This window comes from Nostoc sp. UIC 10607 (genome assembly GCF_047228265.1).
In the GTDB taxonomy this organism is placed as follows: Bacteria; Cyanobacteriota; Cyanobacteriia; order Cyanobacteriales; family Nostocaceae; genus Nostoc; species Nostoc foliaceum_A.
Map to the genome: position 1 here is coordinate 121,188 of NZ_JBIQNW010000006.1, position 17,412 is coordinate 138,599.

Annotated in this window: 14 protein-coding genes; 5 read left to right on the forward strand and 9 right to left on the reverse strand. The window is 41.6% G+C overall.

Going from position 1 to position 17,412, the window contains the following annotated elements:
- The first annotated feature begins 6 nt into the window (after positions 1–6).
- From ACEYW6_RS07940 to ACEYW6_RS07950, 3 genes are all read left to right on the forward strand, one after another.
- A complete protein-coding gene (locus ACEYW6_RS07940; protein ID WP_412979284.1) occupies positions 7–1,050 on the forward strand; it encodes a sensor histidine kinase in 1,044 nt (347 codons plus the stop codon).
- A 623-nt stretch (positions 1,051–1,673) separates the two neighbouring features.
- Entirely contained in the window at positions 1,674–2,216 is a 543-nt protein-coding gene (locus ACEYW6_RS07945; protein ID WP_412979285.1) for a methanogen output domain 1-containing protein, read from the forward strand.
- 83 nt (positions 2,217–2,299) lie between these two features.
- A complete protein-coding gene (locus ACEYW6_RS07950; RefSeq protein ID WP_412979286.1) occupies positions 2,300–3,685 on the forward strand; it encodes an ATP-binding protein in 1,386 nt (461 codons plus the stop codon).
- Between the two features lie 65 nt (positions 3,686–3,750).
- On the opposite strand, the gene ACEYW6_RS07955 is transcribed toward ACEYW6_RS07950, so the two are convergent.
- The 4 genes from ACEYW6_RS07955 to ACEYW6_RS07970 all read right to left on the reverse strand — a co-directional run bounded on the left by ACEYW6_RS07955 (position 3,751) and on the right by ACEYW6_RS07970 (position 8,344).
- Positions 3,751–5,355 carry an NAD(P)H-quinone oxidoreductase subunit N gene (locus tag ACEYW6_RS07955; RefSeq protein ID WP_412979287.1) on the reverse strand — a complete coding sequence of 535 codons (1,605 nt, stop codon included), beginning with the start codon at positions 5,353–5,355 and terminating at the stop codon, positions 3,751–3,753.
- Positions 5,356–5,696: 341 nt separating this feature from the next.
- Positions 5,697–5,969: a hypothetical protein gene (locus tag ACEYW6_RS07960; protein WP_412979288.1), complete on the reverse strand. Its 273-nt coding sequence runs from the start codon at positions 5,967–5,969 to the stop codon at positions 5,697–5,699.
- 248 nt (positions 5,970–6,217) lie between these two features.
- Complete coding sequence (locus tag ACEYW6_RS07965; RefSeq protein WP_412979289.1) at positions 6,218–7,279, reverse strand: WD40 repeat domain-containing protein; 1,062 nt, start codon at positions 7,277–7,279, stop codon at positions 6,218–6,220.
- Between the two features lie 93 nt (positions 7,280–7,372).
- On the reverse strand, positions 7,373–8,344 hold the full coding sequence (locus tag ACEYW6_RS07970; protein WP_412979291.1) for a CobW family GTP-binding protein: 972 nt from the start codon (positions 8,342–8,344) through the stop codon (positions 7,373–7,375).
- A gap of 299 nt (positions 8,345–8,643) precedes the next feature.
- On the opposite strand from ACEYW6_RS07970, the gene ACEYW6_RS07975 reads away from it, so the two are divergent.
- Positions 8,644–9,588, forward strand: coding sequence for an all3515 family Zur-repressed PEP-CTERM protein (locus ACEYW6_RS07975; protein ID WP_412979292.1), 945 nt, complete (start codon positions 8,644–8,646; stop codon positions 9,586–9,588).
- A 53-nt stretch (positions 9,589–9,641) separates the two neighbouring features.
- On the opposite strand, the gene ACEYW6_RS07980 is transcribed toward ACEYW6_RS07975, so the two are convergent.
- The 5 genes from ACEYW6_RS07980 to prfC all read right to left on the reverse strand — a co-directional run bounded on the left by ACEYW6_RS07980 (position 9,642) and on the right by prfC (position 16,740).
- Complete coding sequence (locus ACEYW6_RS07980; RefSeq protein ID WP_412979293.1) at positions 9,642–10,556, reverse strand: alpha/beta fold hydrolase; 915 nt, start codon at positions 10,554–10,556, stop codon at positions 9,642–9,644.
- Between the two features lie 108 nt (positions 10,557–10,664).
- The gene (locus tag ACEYW6_RS07985) at positions 10,665–11,105 is read right to left on the reverse strand and encodes a SufE family protein (protein WP_196510832.1); all 441 of its coding nucleotides are present in this window, start codon (positions 11,103–11,105) and stop codon (positions 10,665–10,667) included.
- Between the two features lie 478 nt (positions 11,106–11,583).
- Entirely contained in the window at positions 11,584–12,090 is a 507-nt protein-coding gene (locus ACEYW6_RS07990; protein ID WP_190892801.1) for an RNA recognition motif domain-containing protein, read from the reverse strand.
- A 636-nt stretch (positions 12,091–12,726) separates the two neighbouring features.
- Positions 12,727–15,003, reverse strand: a complete 2,277-nt coding sequence (locus ACEYW6_RS07995; RefSeq protein WP_412979294.1) for a M48 family metalloprotease — start codon at positions 15,001–15,003, stop codon at positions 12,727–12,729.
- 108 nt (positions 15,004–15,111) lie between these two features.
- Complete coding sequence (gene prfC, locus ACEYW6_RS08000; protein WP_190892805.1) at positions 15,112–16,740, reverse strand: peptide chain release factor 3; 1,629 nt, start codon at positions 16,738–16,740, stop codon at positions 15,112–15,114.
- Positions 16,741–16,865: 125 nt separating this feature from the next.
- Between prfC and ACEYW6_RS08005 the strand changes: the two genes are divergently transcribed.
- Positions 16,866–17,225, forward strand: coding sequence for a DUF4870 domain-containing protein (locus tag ACEYW6_RS08005; RefSeq protein ID WP_190892807.1), 360 nt, complete (start codon positions 16,866–16,868; stop codon positions 17,223–17,225).
- The last annotated feature ends 187 nt before the right edge of the window (positions 17,226–17,412 follow it).

Genomic DNA, 17,412 nt, shown 5'->3' on the forward strand with positions numbered 1-17,412 from the left:
AAACTGATGGAAATGGGGGATTATCAACAAGAAATTAAGGAACTAAAAAAAGCCAATAGAATTCTCCAAAAGCAATTGGAACGTTCTGAATCTGATCGGATAAAACTTGAAGATGTAAATAACAAGAAAGAATGTTTGCTCAGAAAAGTAATTGATGAGTTAAAAGAATATCAAAACAAGTTAGAAGACAGAAGTCATGAACTAGAAATGATGCTTCTTAATCTTCAGATAATGCAAAATAAGATGTCTACTCTGGGAAGTCTTGTCGCAGATGTAGCTCATGAAATTAATAATCCAGTTGGCTTTATAGCAGGTAATCTGACTCCGGCTAAAGAGTACATTCAGAATTTATTACATCTCATCGACCTTTATCAGCAAACCTATCCCAAGGCATCTCAAGAAATTCAAGAAACAATCCAAGTGATTGATCTGGAGTATGTGCGCGAGGATCTACCTAAACTGATTTCCTCAATGAGAGAAGGCACAGATCGCATTTCCAACATTAGCAATAGCTTGCGAACTTTCTCTAGAGCAGATACAGAACAAAAAGTTATTTTTGATATTCATGAAGGCATGAATAATACTCTCCTCATTCTCAAGCACCGTTTGAAAGCTAATAAGATTCGTCCTGCTATTCAAATAGTTAAAGATTACGGCAATTTCCCTCCAGTAAAATGCTTTCCAGGACAACTGAATCAGGTATTTATGAATCTATTGGCAAATGCCATTGATGCTTTAGAAGAATCTAATTCTGGACTGAGCTTTAATGAGATTAAGGCAAATCCCAATCAAATCACAATTCATACTGACCTAATTGAAGATATAAATCACGTATTGATTCGGGTTAAAGATAATGGTGTGGGAATATCGCCTGATGTTCAGCTTAAAATGTTTGATAATTTATTTACAACCAAACCTGTGGGAAAAGGAACAGGATTAGGATTATCAATTGCTTATCAAATAATTGTCCAAAAACATAAAGGAACTTTAGAAGTAAATTCTGTGTTAGGAGCAGGTTCTGAGTTTATAATTACCATTCCAATTTCTTGAAATAGCAAATATAGTAATTACTCAAATTAATATTCTGAAAAATAAATGTTCAATTTGGTAGCAGGTCATGATGATTGAATAATTCATGGTTTATAATTCGTAATTACTTACGGTTTAAAAGCAACAAGTCTATTTATGGAAAACAGGAAAATTTTATCCTGATTATGAGCAAGCAGATTTATGTATGGGTTAACAATACAATAAGTAGTTAAACAAAATTAATTACAAAAAGTTAAGAGATGAAACCCTTGTCCAGACTAAAAACTCATGTGTAAATAATTGTTAGCGATTACTTATACTTGGTATTAGTGATATTTTGCCCCAGAAGATCCTCAAAACCCGTTTTTAAGGAGACTTAATTCCCTCCTTTTTAAGGAGGGTTAGGGAGCATCAAGCCTTAACCCAAAAGCATATTGGGTGATGGGAACATAAGCTAGAAAAGACTTTGCAAAATCTGGAACTGTCGTAACAAGAAAGTTCAGAATTTGTGATGACTATTACATTACTATTTATTAAAAACAAAAGTAAACATCAAATTTTCTAAAGAAAAAGATTAAGCAGTTACTTTGGAGGCATTTTGGGGAACTCTATAACTGTAGTTCAAGATTGTGTCCTCAAAATTTATGACCAATGCACTTAACCACTCAATAGCTACACTTAATCTTCCTTTAGAACGCGATATATTTTTACGTACATTAATCAGAGAGTTATCTGGCACTTTGCAGGACGTAGTTGGCTTAGAAGAAGCTTCTGGATTTATTAGCGTAGTTGGTCAAAGGATGGCTAGGCAGCTCAACCAAGATTACAAATCTGCCCTGGAAGTTTCCAACCTTTCTCGTAAGCAGGTCGCTGATGTCTTGATTGACTTAAAAAAACGAATTCAAGGTGATTTTTATGTCATTGAGCAGGATGATGAAAAAATTGTCTTTGGCAACCGCGTTTGCCCATTTGGCGAAAAAGTGCTTAATCGCCCTGCCATGTGTATGATGACCTCAAATGTCTTTGGGACGATCGCAGCTAATAATCTGGGATATGCGAAAGTAGAATTGCAAGAAACCATAGCACAGGGTGCTTCTGGATGTAGAGTTATTGTTTACTTAAAATTTACAGAAGAGGCAGAAGATGCAGAAGGTAGAGAATACTTTAGAGGACTAGAATCTGTATAAACTCTTCACCACCAAAATAACTTCGGGATATAAGTTTAGTGCAGATATGTAAAGTAGAGTCGAACCTTGAAATTGGAAGCCCCATGACTCCTGAACAATTTCTTGAACTGGCCAAAGTTTTACCAGAACCTTTACTCCTGGTAAGTGGAGAGGGTCAGTTGTTAGCTACCAATCAACCAGTAGCAGATATGCTAGGTTTACGCCGTCAGGAACTGCGCGGAAGAATGCTCTTTGAAATTGTAACTGAGTCTACCAACGATATTGTCAGGTATCTGCAAGCTTGTTCAAGTAGTAGGGCAATGGTTCTTGGCTCCTTGACTTTACGAAAGAATGATGGACAAACGTTAATATGTCGTAGCCAAGGAGCCGTTATTCAACCTTGGTCTCCTGAATCTTCAGCTTTAATTCTCTTACGCTTGGAAAATAGAACTCTGACCAGCAGTAATTTCGTTCTTCTAAACGAAAAAATCGATGAGTTAGCAAAAGAAGTTCAAAGACGAAAACAAGCAGAGGAAGCGCTTTGGAAAGCGAATCAAGAGCTAGAAATTCGGGTTGAGGAACGTACAACTGCTTTACAAGAAACACTAAACGAACTACAACTTACCCAAACTCAGCTTATCCAAGCTGAGAAAATGTCTAGTTTAGGTCAGATGGTAGCTGGTATTGCCCATGAAATTAATAATCCCGTGAGTTTTATTTATGGCAACCTTCATCACGCCCATAAATATACTCAAGATTTACTGAAATTGGTGCAAATTTATCAACAACTTTGTCCAAATACTCCTCTTGAAATCCAAGAGCAAGTAGAAGAAATAGACTTAGATTTTCTGATTCAAGATATAACTAAACTTTTCCAGTCCATGAAAGTGGGAACAGAACGCATTCAGGAAATTGTTAAATCACTACGTAACTTTTCCAGACTTGATGAAGCAGAACTTAAGCAAGTCAATATCCATGAAGGAATTGATAGTACTTTAATGATTTTGGAGCATCGCCTTCAAGCTAGGCATGAGTACCCAGAAATCAAAGTCATCAAAAAATATAGTCAACTGCCGAATGTAACTTGCTATCCTGGCCAACTTAATCAAGTTTTTATGAATATTCTTGCTAATGCGATCGATTCATTGGAGGCATCGGTAAATCCACAAACAACTGACAATCAAAAACTGATAAATAATAATCCCCAAATTCAAATTAAAACTGAGCTAATCGATGAAAAATGGATAACGGTTACTATTGCTGATAATGGTTTGGGGATAAATGAACAAGTTCGCTCAAAGCTATTTGATCCATTTTTTACCACTAAATCTGTGGGCAAAGGTACTGGACTAGGACTATCTATAAGCTATCAAATTATAGTTGAAAAACATAACGGAGAACTTAGTTGTTTTTCTGTTCCAGGAAAAGGTGCAGAATTTGTGATTAAGATACCTATTAACTCAGTCTCATATTTAAGTGAAAAGATATGACAAACGCCTGTCTGCTAATTAGCAAACAGGCGTGTATTTGAGTACAAAGTTTGGTTGAGAATCGGTTAAATCTTAGCAGTAGAATCAACTGAGGGTTGAGACTGACTAACCGAATCTAACTTTGGCAAAAGCAGTAGATTTTGTGCTTTTACATTACTGTTGATTGTTGCTTGCAAAAATGGTGTGTGGGAGATGGAATTATTAGCCAATGTAAACAGTGGATTTGACAAAATCCCTGCTATAGAAGTGGCAATCAATGTTACCACCAACCCGACTTGCAAAGGTCTTAGCCCAGGCAAATCCCAACGCACTTGTGGATAATTCTTCACCGCGTCGGACATTTCATGGGGTTCTTTGACTACCATCATCTTAACTACGCGAATGTAGTAATAGATCGAGACGACGCTAGTAACTAAGCCTAGCAAGACTAACCAATAAAGTCCTGCTTGCCAACCAGCCCAAAATAAGTAAATCTTGCCGAAAAATCCAGCTAATGGTGGAATACCACCCAAGGAAAGCAGGGAGATACTCAACGCCAGTGTTAGGAGTGGGTCTTTTTGATATAAACCAGAGTATTCGGCAATCTGGTCAGTTCCCGTCCGTAGTGAGAACAGGATGATGCAGGTAAAGCCGCACAGGTTCATGAACAGATAAACCAGTAGGTAAAATATCATACTGGCATACCCTGCCTGTGTACCAGCAATTAAGCCAATCATCACAAACCCAGCTTGGGCAATGGATGAATAAGCTAGCATCCGTTTCATGCTGGTTTGAGCTAGGGCGACTACGTTACCCAAAATCATGCTGAGAACGGCTAGAGCCGTGAAGACAAACCTCCACTCGTCAGCAACAAGAGGGAAGGCTGTTGTCAGCAAGCGGATGGCTAGGGCAAACCCAGCTGCTTTGGAACCGACAGATAAAAAGGCGATAACTGGGGTGGGAGCGCCTTCGTAAACGTCTGGTGTCCACTGGTGGAAGGGTGCAGCGGAGATTTTGAAGCCAATACCCGCGATCGCAAAAACCAGGGCAATCACTAAACCTAAAGATTGTCCTACTTTCGCTGTGGCAATGCCATTTGCGATCGCACTTAGTTCGGTTTGTCCTCCCGATAGTCCATACAGCAGTGATACACCGTACAAAAATATTGCTGTACTGGAAGCTCCAATTAACAAGTATTTCAGCGCCGCTTCATTGGAGCGGGGGTCACGCTTGGTATAACCTGTCAACAAGTAAGAGGAGATACTCAGGGTTTCTAGGGAGATGAAAATCATCACCAACTCACTAGCCCCGGATAAAAACATCCCTCCTAAAGTAGCACTCAGCAAAATAGCGATGAATTCGGCTAAAGCAGTGCCGCTCTGCTCAACGTAGCGAATTGACATCAGTATAGTGGCGATCGCAGACAAGGCAATAATACCGCGAAAGACGATACTCAGGTCATCACTGTTAAAGCTACCGGTAAAACCGATGGGATTAGGAGAGTCCCATTGAAAATATAGGGCGACAATCGAAGCAAATAAACCTGCGATCGCTAGATATCCAATCCAGCGTGCGGATGTACGCCCCAAAATCAAATCAACAATCAAAACCCCCAAGAGGGTGAGAATAACAATCCCCTCTGGCAAAATCGTTCCAGCGTTTAGCTGGGATGCAATATTAGCAAAATCCATGAGATGTATAGGTTTTGGGGATTAGACATTAAGGCTAACTCTGTTCACTCTAGCAAGTTTTCTAATCCTCGGACTAGCTCTTTTAACAAGAGCTTAACAGCTTGAGTGCAGATGGGGAACGCACCAATTTCACTGGCTTACCAGCAGTTGTCTCAGTATCTAGGAATTCACCTAACAGCTTTCCTACCTCGTCTTTCAGGCGCGATCTTCAGCGAATATCATAAATAATTATGCTGCAACGAGTGCGTGCCGTAGGCGATCGCCACGTACAAAAAGCTTATAAAACTAATAAGGGCACAGCATTGCTGTGCCCGGACAATATTCATAGCTCCTAAATTTATTTAAAAATCGACGGATGGGAGTTTGCCTTGTAACGACTGAAATTTAGACTGAACACAGTTGGCACAATTGCAACCAAGTTGATCAATAATCGGATTAGATGTTTGAATCAAATGTAGTGTTGCCAGATCAGGAATTTGTTGTATAGATACTACCGTCATAATTTGGGTATCATCAGCAGATTTCAGGCTGGATGCGTGTGCTGGATTGACTACCAGCAGCATGGATACCAAAAATGCGGGACAGGCAAGTAAAATAAGTTTGACTATGTTCATAATTTACACAAAGATACCTTTGCTGATACAGCATAGCTAATAAATTGACCACCTTCAACTTTAATAATTCGTAATTCGTAATTCGTAGTTCGTAATTGTTGGGTTTAATTACCCTTCTTCCAAAAGGATAGGCGAACGCCAACATCTATAAGTGGCGCTTTAAGTGGCGCTTTTTTTCGGTCTGCGTATAAATACTTTGATGTAATAGTCTTTAATTACGAATTACGAATTACGAATTACGAATTATTTTAACTGCGCCCGAATCCTTGACCTCGCAAAACCTTTGACCATACAAGTAATTCGCCCTGTTCACCGCCTGCGGCCAGTAACTTGCCTTGGGGATGCCAAGCTAGGGTGGAAAATCCTGCTGAGACACCTGTGATAATTTGGGATACTTCCTTGGCTTTGTTCCACAAACACAACCAGCCATCAGCAGCAACAGAAGCGAGAAGGAAGCTTTTAGGTGCAAAGGCGATCGCATTAATCACACCCACATGATTTGTTAATACTCGCGCTTCCCAACCTAAAGTGTCATCCTCTAGCTTTTCCCACACCACAATACCTTCAACGCTAGAAGATGCCAGTATTGGCGCACCCACTTTTGTAGTAGCTTCTGACCATGCCAATTGGCGAATTTTACCAGGGAAGCCACGCATTACCCAAGGGTCGGGGTTGTTCCATTCTAAAACGGTGACACTACGATCCATGTTTCCAGAAGCCAGGAATTTGCCATCGGGCGACCAAGCCATCGCTACACTAACAGTAGTCATATCTAGGTTGTATGGTTCTTCATCCCAGTTTTGACTATGCCAAATTTTGACTCCCTTATAACCACTAATGGCTAAGTATTGTCCGTCAATGCGCCAATCTATACCCAATACTGAAGAGTTGTCGAAATTCAGTGTCACGACAATTTCACGAGTATCTGCATCCCAAACTTGGACGTAACGCCCCAAACTAAAAGCCAGTTGGTTACTGGTGTAATTCCAAGCTAGTTTGTCAACCCATGCGGGGGCATTTTCCAAGGTGGCGATTAATTCGGTATCGTGCCAAATTTTCACCTGTCCATCTTGTCCACCAACGGCTAAAAATTTTCCATCTGGTGAAAATGCGAGACAGTCTACTGATTTACCGTTACCAGTTTGTAAAGTTGTGAGTTCGCCATCATTCCACAAAACTACTTCCCCGGCGGCGGAAGTTGCTGCTAAAGTTTTACCTTGTGGCGACCAAGCGATCGCAGTTACATAATCTGAAAGTGTCCCCGAATAGTGTTGTTCAAATTCCTTAGATTTGCTGGTTGTGGTGTTCATAGTTATGTAGAGAAGTTAGGAGTTAGGAGTTAGGAGTTAGAAGTTAGGAGTTAGGAATTTTTAACTCATCACTCATAACTCCTAACTCGCTTTTTAAGCTAGACAAGCAAGAAAATCTTGCTTGAGTTGGGCTGCATCAAGGTTACGGCCGATGAATACTAGTTCGTTTTTGGGGGTTTCACTTGGTTTCCAGGGGCGATCGGGTTTGCCATCGAATATCATGTGTACTCCCTGGAATACAAATCGATTATCTTCTCCAGCAATATTTAAAATGCCTTTCATCCGAAAGATATCTGGGCCTTGGGTACGCAGTAATTCTGAAAGCCAAGTGTTTAATTTTTCTCCATCGACAGCACCCGCTTCTACTAAAGCCACAGAAAAGACGCTTTCATCGTGTACGTGGGCATCTTCGCCTAAGAAATCTGGATCAATTTCTAATGCGCGGTCTAAATCAAAGGCTTTTACACCTAATAAAGCATCCATTCCTAGTTCAGAATTGCGGGTACGGTGGATTTTTGCGATCGCATTCATCGCCCGAATCCGTTTTTCTAATTCATCTAACTCTTCTGGCGCTACCAAATCTGTTTTATTAAGTAAAATTACATCGGCAAAAGCAATCTGTTCTTGTGCTTCGTCGGCATCCCAGTGCTGCCAAATATGCTTGGCATCTACGACTGTCACCACCGCATCTAAAGACAATTGGCTTTGCAAGTCTTCATCAACAAAAAATGTCTGAATCACTGGTGCAGGATCGGCTAATCCAGTCGTTTCAATTACTAAATGGTCAAATTTATCGCGCCGCTTCATCAAGTTGCCAATGATGCGAATTAAATCGCCGCGTACTGTACAACAGATACAGCCATTGTTCATTTCAAATATTTCTTCATCTGCATCGATAATCAATTGATTATCAATACCCACTTCCCCAAATTCATTGACAATCACAGCAACTTTTTTGCCGTGTTCGTAGGTGAGGATGTGATTGAGTAGAGTCGTTTTACCTGCTCCCAAATAGCCAGTCAGAACAGTAACGGGAACTGAATTATTGATTACGTCAGCCACCATACTCTAAATTCCTCTTGTCTCACCTTATGGATAATCATTATCGCCTATGATAAATCTTTTTATATTTTTGTGCGAACTTGCTGTTATTTTGAGTTTCAGCAAAATAATCACATAATTTTCTCACCAAATATTTTCTTTTATGCATCTGTAATAAGTAATAAATATCCGCAAGTTGGCGTAGCTGGTAGGAATATCCCAACTAACCCTCCAGGAAGTTGCAGGTTAGTACATTGACAGTACCAAGAAAATTATGATAATCATTATCGCATAGGGAAATTATAGTTTGATGGAGAAGTGTGGTGGTTTCAAGAAACACTGCCTGCTCGAAAAAGCAAGTAACTCAAACAGGGCAAGCATCTGCGTCTATTGCAATCAGCTTTTTAGTTGTTGCACCACTGGTTTTATCTACCGCTTTAGCCCCAGCACAAGCAGATGATACTCATAATCATTCGGATGAAACCAGCTTTTACGTTGGGTTAGATGGTTTGGAGGCTATCTCTACAGGGACATACGCAGGATTGGAAAACCCCAACTACAATCGTTTGACCCTTCTGTTTGCACACAGGAATGAAGAAACGCCGGAATCTAGCCATTTCCACGGCATTGGTACTTATAGCTACTCTGGTTCTTTAGATAACCCAACTATTAACCCAACCAATACAAATAACCGAATTCCTGAGTCTTACTCAGAACAACCGCCGCTAACATTGTTACCTGGCACAGGGTTTTATACTGGTCGCTTGATTAGTACTCCAACAGATAAGGAATATAGCAATCTGACAATAGAACCTATAGCGTCTCTAAAAACTTCAAAAGAATTAGACAACCAGTATTTGTTCAATAGCTCTAATGGTCGTTGGCAGTCGTCTCTTGAGGGTGCAAATATTGGTTTACAATTAGCGTCAATTAGCAGTGGATTGAATATTGGCGATTCAGCAGGCGTTGATATTGTCAAGTCAGTCGGCGATATCTACACAATCGGCAGTGGTGATAATTTTTCGTTCACCCCTACTTTTTGGACTGATGCTGCTGCACCACTGGGAACTTATTCTGCATCATTCAAATTAGTGGATTTAGGCAATGGCAATAACCCCATTCCCTTTAAAGAGTCTGGCACTTTCAATTTTGATTTTGAAGTCAAGGCAGTCCCTGAGTCATCAACTGTTCTTGGTCTTGGTATAGTCGGTCTACTAGCGCTTTCTCTTTCTCGCTTGCAAAAACTTACTCGCAGTAGCTTGAACTAATCTTAAATTTCGCACCAAGGCGCAAAATGATCTTTGCATCTTGGTGCGAGGATTTAATTTTCTGGGGAAAACAAAAAATCTTGAACTGCTTCTAAAACAACTGCTGGGTATTCTTCATGCAGTCCCAGAGAACCAGGAATGACAACGCTTCTGACTCCTGGTAAGGCTACCAAAGCGTTCATTTCTTCTCGTGATTTGGGGGGGCTGGATTCTCCAATTACTACCATGAGCGGTACGGTTAGAGACTTTACAAGTTCCAGAAAATCAGATTGTTCGTGTACAGCATCGAGATTACCAGTTACAAAGGCAGCAGATGCAAATCGCGCTCCTGGTTGTTGAGTCGTGTGCCACTTCTTCTCAATGAAACTGGGTGTAATTTTAGCCGCGTCAGTAAAGACATGACGGCGATACATAAAACTTAAGAAAGATTGGGTAGTGTTGAGTTTGTAGAGAGCTTGACCAAGTATAGGCGATCGCACCAATTCTCTCACCATGCCAGCTATTTGCTGACTTGCGCCCATTGTCGGCAAAGGCCCACGCCAAGTAGGAGCTAACAACACAATCTTTGAGAAAGCAGCAGGTTGTTTGACAGCTAATTGTAAAACGTAACTAGCAGCATGACCAGCCGCCACCACAGTAATGGGAGTATTAAAAACAGCTTTGACAAAATCTTCCAGAAATTGCTGATAAATTTCCGGTCGATAATTCAAACTAGGGCGAGAAGATTCACCAAAACCTGGCCAGTCTACGGCTACAACTTGAAAATTGGGAGCTAGTAACTTAGCAAGTTCGCCCATTTCCAAGCGAGTCGAAACACTGCTGAAAGCTGGTAGTAGCAATAGCGGTGAACCTTTACCGAGGGTTTCATAAACAACGCGCAATTGCTGATTTTCAAAATTCCAGAGATATTCTTGAACTACTCCACCAAAAGCAACAGCACCAGAGGTAGATAATAGATTGGTTGACATAAGACTAAATTTTGGTAGTTGTACGTTTTTTGTCATTTGTCAGTTGTCCTTTGTCCTTTGCAAATGACCAATGACTAATGACTAATGACAAATGACCAATAACCAAGTTTAGTTAGGCAAATCTAACTTACATTCCAATGCTTTTTTTTGCATGGTTTTAAAAATGTTGTAAAACCCATTAGCACGGGAAGGTGTCAGACTAACGTTTAAACCTGTTTGTTGAATAAAATCTGGGGTAAGTTGCACAATCTCAGTTGGCGTTAGTCCATGCAATCCTTCAACCAGAAGCCCTACTAATCCTTTAGTTAACTGGGAATCGGAATCGCCCTGAAATACAACCTTACCGTCATCCAAAGCTGCGGTGATATAAACTTGAGATACGCAACCAGGAACTTTATTTTCAGGTAATTTATCAGCTTCTGGGAACTCATTGAGCTTCTGAGCATACCAGATTAGCTGTTCGTAGCGTCGCTTCGGTTCGGAAGCGCGTTGAAAGCGCTGGACAATTTTAGCGAGCGCAGGTGGCAAAGAATCTAGAGTTGAAGACATAACAGAAGCTGCAAACGATCGGTATCTCCTTGAGTGTAGATTATCTTTGGAGCGATGCCTACGGCGGGCTGCGCCTACGCGCCTCTAGTTCTCTTGGCAGTATGAAGCTTGCCATTACTGAATATAATTTATCAAATCCAGATAATTCCTGCGATCGCATTGATATTTGCTTAGGTTTTTCAATGCGCCTAATCACAAAACTTAATTTTTTTATAAGTAAGCTTTGATAGCAACTCTATATCAGTTACTAGTGTATCAGTATATACTTATTGCTATTGCGTAAGTATCGGGAATGCGTGAAATTTATGTGTCGTTTGATTTTACTATGCGATGCCTAGGTTGGGCTGCGGCTACGCAATTACAAAATTAGCTGCAAGTTGTTTTTAATCTAGCAGCTAGGTGATAATCAACAATAATTAAAAATTAAAAATCAAAAAAAAATTCTGATTTTTAATTTTTAATCTCTTTCCCTTAGGGACTAATTCGTAGTTTGTGCAGCTAGCATCTGCTTCAGCTTTTCTAATTCCGAAGCCCAACGAGGATCTGGACGAATAGCGTCTGAATCGGTAGTTGTGGTGCTGTTTTCACGAGAACCTCCACCTCCACCACCGCCACGACGAGGCTTCTTAGAGCTTTTCTCGCGACGGCTACCTTCTCTATTAGGGGTAGGAGTGGGAGTACTACTAGCAAGAGTAACCGGTTTAGGTGCTTGCTCGTCGCCTTCTTCACCCTTTGTCCGAGGTAATGCTTTCTCTAGCTTAATCGGAGTGTCTTTGAACATCTGACCATTGTATTTTTCAATGATTTCGTCAGCTTGTTCGTCGTTGTTGACTGTCAGAAAACCAAAACCACGGCATTTGCCAGTTTTACGGTCTTTAATTAATTTAGTAGTTACAGCATCACCTTCTGCTGCAAAAACTGCTTGCAGATCCTGACGATCTATTTCTTCTTTAGGCAAATTACCTATATATAGGCGAATGGACATGAACTATACCTCCAGAGTTAAATGAACATGGCAAGGCAAGAAAACAATCACTTGGCTTTGGCTTTTAATTAAATAGATGCTATTGACCAAGACTGCCATCAACCAATTTTTTTGCTCGAAACTGTTAACCTATACAACAATACAGTTTTTCGTCGGGATCAAGCTTGTTTAATCCAAAGGCCCACTCTATGGTGAGCTAATAACACCTTAATTCTAAGAATTGTAAATTTAATAGCCTATTGCCTGCTAAAGTACACGCTTTTTTCCATGCCCTTTTTCGCAGAATCAAATACCATTCCTTACATTACCACGGTATTTTCTACGTAGCTAGTTTAGCGCATACATTTCCGACATTAGTATTATTGCATCGTAACATAAAACACATTTTTTTATTCAAGGGAGCATATTTTGAAACAAAAACCAGCCAGTGGCTGGTTATTTTCCTGCTGTGTTGGGAGGATAAAAAGGTATGGAGCGGGGGAAAAGCATCCAGATTTATAACTAAGCTGTAGTGCTGAGTTATATTGGCTGCTATTGTTTGTGTAAATAAATGTAACACTTTGAAAGAAAACCTGCAACTTTTGTTTACATTACGATTTTTCCTTTGTCAATCGTTTATTGTCTCCTGACTAATGACTAACCAGTGAGAAAAACATATGCGCCCCAAGCCTGTGCTGCAACTGCCAAAAAAGTAGACCAAATTGGATGCGGGCTATGAATCGTCTTACCACTTTGAGTTTCCAGAGTTTGGATATCGATCCAAGGTGTTGCTCCTCGCCGGAACCAACCTGTAACGATAATTTGCCTACCAATTAGATCCTGGTGATTGACTGACTGTCCTAGCCAAGAAACATGGTGTAATTTCACTAAACCTGCACTGGACTGGAGAATTAAATCTTGCGCTAGGGAGTTGCTAGTGCCTTGACGACCTAACAATTTGCCTACAAGACGCACACTGACGCTATCAATGGGTAAGGTAGAAGGATCAGATAACAGGTTGGGTAGGTAGTCGTCAGTTTGTACGGTGGTAGGTTTAATATCGGGGAAGAAAGAATTAATCCGCATCACAGTACCGATGCTAAAGCCAATCAGAAGGCAGCCTGTAATAAAAGACCAATCTTCATATATCCACTTTAGATTTAAAAACTTGAGTGTGAATGCTAGTTGCCAGGTTAGCCAGACGAACGATGCAAACAGAACCCCCAGAGGAATTCCCAACCAGGGAGCGATTTGCAACAAGAAAGACTGACGCTTAACCTTTGATGGAACGCTTGCAAAATGTAGTTCGGTGTCTAGATGCCAGTGACGGGCTATTTGACAGAGGCGTTCGATGCGATCGCCCATCAAAGGATGGCTATTGTTAATCGTAAACCATCGGCGATAGGGATTGGCAGTATCCCACTTCAAAAATGATTCAAAAGATAGATTGCTGGCAATAGTGCCCAAAGATAGGCTCTGTTGGTGGCTGACTGGTGTTAGGAGATTTAAGCTTTCTAGTTGCCAACTAGTCTGTTCCTGTTTTTGGATATCAGCTGCAATGCCAATGGCGATTTTGAGTAAAGCGCGAATCAGGGCATTGGGATTACCAGTAATTTCAGATGCGACGCGATCGCTATAATAAAGCCGCAACCGCGACAACCACAATGCAGTTCCAGTCAGCAAACACCAAATTCCATAAATCAGACTCGCCAGAATTGTCACCGGCCAGCGCCAAATTTTCCCTGATATTTTGTCTCCCCACTCTGATACTTGCTGATATAGCTGATGAATTGGTAGTGTTACCAGCAGCAACAAAGACATCACAGCAAAATCCCAGTGAGCAATATGCCCTAACTGCGTGGCGTAAATAGTGGCGATTTCATCATCTGCTAGTTGCTCTAATAGACCTTGACTCACAACAATCCTGGCATTACGTGGTAAACTACCATAGGTCAGGATAATTGGTGCAGCCATTGGTAAAATCCGCAGTTTGGGTAATGGCCAGTGCCGCTGCTGGCAACAACGTTGTAACACCCGAACAGCTTCGCGGCTATGGGCATTCAATACATCTTTGGCAAATTCTCGCTGACCATACAAGTTCGCCAATAGCAGATCCAGCAACCAAGGTGATACTCCGATCAGAATCACCAATACTATTAGCAACAATTTAGTAGGGTCGCGGTATAAGATCTGTAATGGCTCCAGATAAGGTAGTTTGACTAAAGTCTGGTTGATGAATCCAAATGCTAGCTTAAGCATTTCCCGCATCACCCAAAACAGGGCGATGAATGTCCCTGCTGTCAGCAACCGCAAAGGGATTAATTTCGGTTTACGTAGGGGTTGCCATGCTTTGGCGCGTTGTGCTTGTCGCCAATAAATAACACCGAATAATTTAGCTTGGGTGCGGGTCACAGAACCCATGAAACCGCTTAAGGGCACAGATGCAGATGCTAGTGGTGGCGGTGGTGTCGCTACTGTAGCTTTGAGTCTACCTAGTGGTACCATCGGCGGGGTGTCGTCGCTCTTGGTCTCTATGACTTGATCTTTTGTCTGTTCCTCTAATGTAGAAGTTACCGGGGGAGTAACTGGGGGAGAAGCTGGGGTTGAATTATCAAAGGCAACAAATCCAGTTTCTACATTTTTTGATTCTTGATCGCGTTTTTTACGTTTTGTCAGGTGTTCGAGAGCGCGTTTTGCCCACTCTTGAACTTGCGGATTGTTACTCTCAATGAGATTCTGGGAAATAGCGATCGCTTTGGAGGCTTCGCCAATACGTGCATAAGCCATTACTAAACCAACCTGGGCTTGTAAGCTAGCAGTAGCATTACTTTGGCTGCTAGCAATAGGTTCTAGTTGAGCGATCGCTGTTTGGTAATTTCCCTGCTTGAGGGCAACTAAACCAGCCTCCAAAGACGGTTTGGCATGTGAAGGCATACAAATTCTGGCACTCCAATCTCTTCTAGGTGATCCACGTTTGTGCAAAAGCGCGAACCTCGGATGCCGTGGAAATCAACCGCGCCCAAGTTTTGCTTGTCAAGTGAATTATTCCTCCACTGGTTTTTGACTAGAAAATACTGGAGCGATCGCGCTTAATTTTAACTCTGGATGGTCGCCCAGTAACTGTTGACAATTCCATTCATTGCGGAATAGCAACACTGGTCGTTCCATACTGTCTTTAACTGTAGTGGTATTGAATATCCGTCCCACCTTTTCTAATGCTTCCCAACCACCCTCAACCCAACGGGCGACACTGTAGGGCAATAACTCTAATATGGTTTCTACACCATACTCGTTTTGTAAGCGAAATTGCACTACCTCGAATTGCAACTGACCCACCGCAGCCAAAATTGGATCGCGCTTGGCTTCATCAGTTGAATACATAATTTGCACAGCACCTTCTTCTCGCAATTCCGCAATGCCTTTTTGGAATTGTTTCGACTTCGAGGGGTTGGGATTCCTCAGAGACGCAAACAGTTCCGGCGAGAAATACGGAATTCCCTCGTATTCGAGCTTTTGCCCCGTGTAAATTGTATCTCCGATCGCAAAAACACCGGGATTATTCAAACCGATCACATCGCCAGGATAAGCCACATCAATCGATTCTCGCTCTTGGGCAAAGAGTTTTTGCGGGCGAGACAGACGGATGAGTTTACCAATGCGGGCGTGATTCACCATCATATCTTTTTCAAACTTACCAGTGCAGACCCGGATAAATGCGACGCGATCGCGGTGTTTCGGGTCCATGTTCGCTTGCAGTTTGAAGACAAACCCTGAAAATTCCGGGTATGTAGGAGCAACTTCGCCAACACTGCTGTAATGAGAACCGGGTTTAAGGGCATAGTCGAGGAAGTACTTGAGGAATAACTCTACCCCAAAGTTAGTCATGGCGCTACCAAAGAACACAGGCGTCATTTTGCCTTCGTGTACCAACTGCAAATCTAGCTCTGGCCCAACTCCTTCTAACAGTTCTAAATCATTTTTCAGTTGGTAGTAGAGGTCTTTTTCTAGCTGTTCTTCTATTCTCGGATCACCTAACTCGACTATCGTATCACGGGCTTCTCGGCTACCGTGGGCGCTGCGTTCAAACAGGTGAATTTGTTGCATGTGTCGGTCAAAAACACCTTTAAAGCGATCGCCCATACCAATCGGCCAGTTTACCGCATAGGTTTGCAATCCCAGTTCTTGCTCAATTTCATCCAACAGTTCCAGAGGTTCCCTTCCTGGGCGGTCGAGCTTGTTGACAAATGTAAAGATCGGGATACCGCGCAACTTACATACTTCAAACAATTTGCGAGTTTGGGGTTCCAAACCTTTTGCTGCATCAATCAGCATTACTGCATTATCGGCGGCGGCGAGAGTCCGATAAGTATCTTCACTGAAATCTTGGTGTCCGGGAGTGTCTAATAAATTTATTTGACAGTTCCGGTATTCAAATTGCAACACTGTGGAGGTAATAGAAATACCCCGTTGTTGCTCCATCGCCATCCAGTCAGAGGTAGCTTTGCGCTGTGCCCGTCGCGCCTTAACCGCCCCAGCTTCGTGAATAGCACCTCCGTATAGGAGCAGCTTTTCTGTTAGTGTAGTTTTACCCGCATCAGGGTGAGAAATAATCGCAAAGTTGCGGCGAAGTTCAACTGCTTGATGCAGTTCAGACTGAAGTTCAGTTGACATAACTGTATTTGTTTGTAACTTAACTTAATTTTTTTCTATTCTGGCAAGTCTTTTAATCTTAAGACAACGATGCTCGTGATAGGGTCGTAATATAATCAACAATCTAACTAAACTAGGAGAAAGGAATGTACGACACAGACAAGCGAAAGCTTCTATCCGCCTTGTCTCATGGAGCCATTTTTTTCAGCACCACGTTGGTATCTGTAGGTATACCTATAGCCATACTGTTCGTATCTGATGACCCTGTTGTTAAAGAAAACGCCAAAGAATCCATCAATTTCCACTTTAATGTCTGGCTTTATGGAGGAATTCTGGGAGCGCTATTTTTTCTATTAGGTTGGTTAGTGTTACCTCTATTAGTGCTGGGGCCACTAGCAGGTATCGGATATTTGTTGCACTGGGGATTAACAATTTGGGCACTCATCGGAGTTTTCAGCAATCCTGATATACCCTTTCGTTATCCCTACATTTTCCGATTTCTTTAGCACAAATGATGGTATTCGGTAATTTGAATTACCAACATCAGAAAAATTTTTTCCCTATTAGCCAATTTATGTAATTGCTTTGGTGGAATTTGCTATCTATGTTGTTTTTTTTCTAGTCCGTCGGATAGATGCAACCAAGCTGTAAAATACAAAATTGCCCTACAGCTTGATTAAGAGTAGGGCAAAG

What these genes read in the sequence shown, in the direction of transcription:
- ACEYW6_RS07970 (WP_412979291.1), bottom strand. Translation starts at nt 8,344, where the DNA reads ATGGTGGCTGACGTAATCAATAATTCAGTTCCCGTTACTGTTCTGACT.
- ACEYW6_RS08005 (WP_190892807.1), top strand. Translation starts at nt 16,866, where the DNA reads ATGTACGACACAGACAAGCGAAAGCTTCTATCCGCCTTGTCTCATGGA.
- ACEYW6_RS07950 (WP_412979286.1), top strand. Translation starts at nt 2,300, where the DNA reads ATGACTCCTGAACAATTTCTTGAACTGGCCAAAGTTTTACCAGAACCT.
- prfC (WP_190892805.1), bottom strand. Translation starts at nt 16,740, where the DNA reads ATGTCAACTGAACTTCAGTCTGAACTGCATCAAGCAGTTGAACTTCGC.
- ACEYW6_RS07940 (WP_412979284.1), top strand. Translation starts at nt 7, where the DNA reads ATGGAAATGGGGGATTATCAACAAGAAATTAAGGAACTAAAAAAAGCC.
- ACEYW6_RS07990 (WP_190892801.1), bottom strand. Translation starts at nt 12,090, where the DNA reads ATGTCCATTCGCCTATATATAGGTAATTTGCCTAAAGAAGAAATAGAT.
- ACEYW6_RS07995 (WP_412979294.1), bottom strand. Translation starts at nt 15,003, where the DNA reads ATGCCTTCACATGCCAAACCGTCTTTGGAGGCTGGTTTAGTTGCCCTC.
- ACEYW6_RS07985 (WP_196510832.1), bottom strand. Translation starts at nt 11,105, where the DNA reads ATGTCTTCAACTCTAGATTCTTTGCCACCTGCGCTCGCTAAAATTGTC.
- ACEYW6_RS07965 (WP_412979289.1), bottom strand. Translation starts at nt 7,279, where the DNA reads ATGAACACCACAACCAGCAAATCTAAGGAATTTGAACAACACTATTCG.
- ACEYW6_RS07945 (WP_412979285.1), top strand. Translation starts at nt 1,674, where the DNA reads ATGACCAATGCACTTAACCACTCAATAGCTACACTTAATCTTCCTTTA.
- ACEYW6_RS07955 (WP_412979287.1), bottom strand. Translation starts at nt 5,355, where the DNA reads ATGGATTTTGCTAATATTGCATCCCAGCTAAACGCTGGAACGATTTTG.
- ACEYW6_RS07960 (WP_412979288.1), bottom strand. Translation starts at nt 5,969, where the DNA reads ATGAACATAGTCAAACTTATTTTACTTGCCTGTCCCGCATTTTTGGTA.
- ACEYW6_RS07980 (WP_412979293.1), bottom strand. Translation starts at nt 10,556, where the DNA reads ATGTCAACCAATCTATTATCTACCTCTGGTGCTGTTGCTTTTGGTGGA.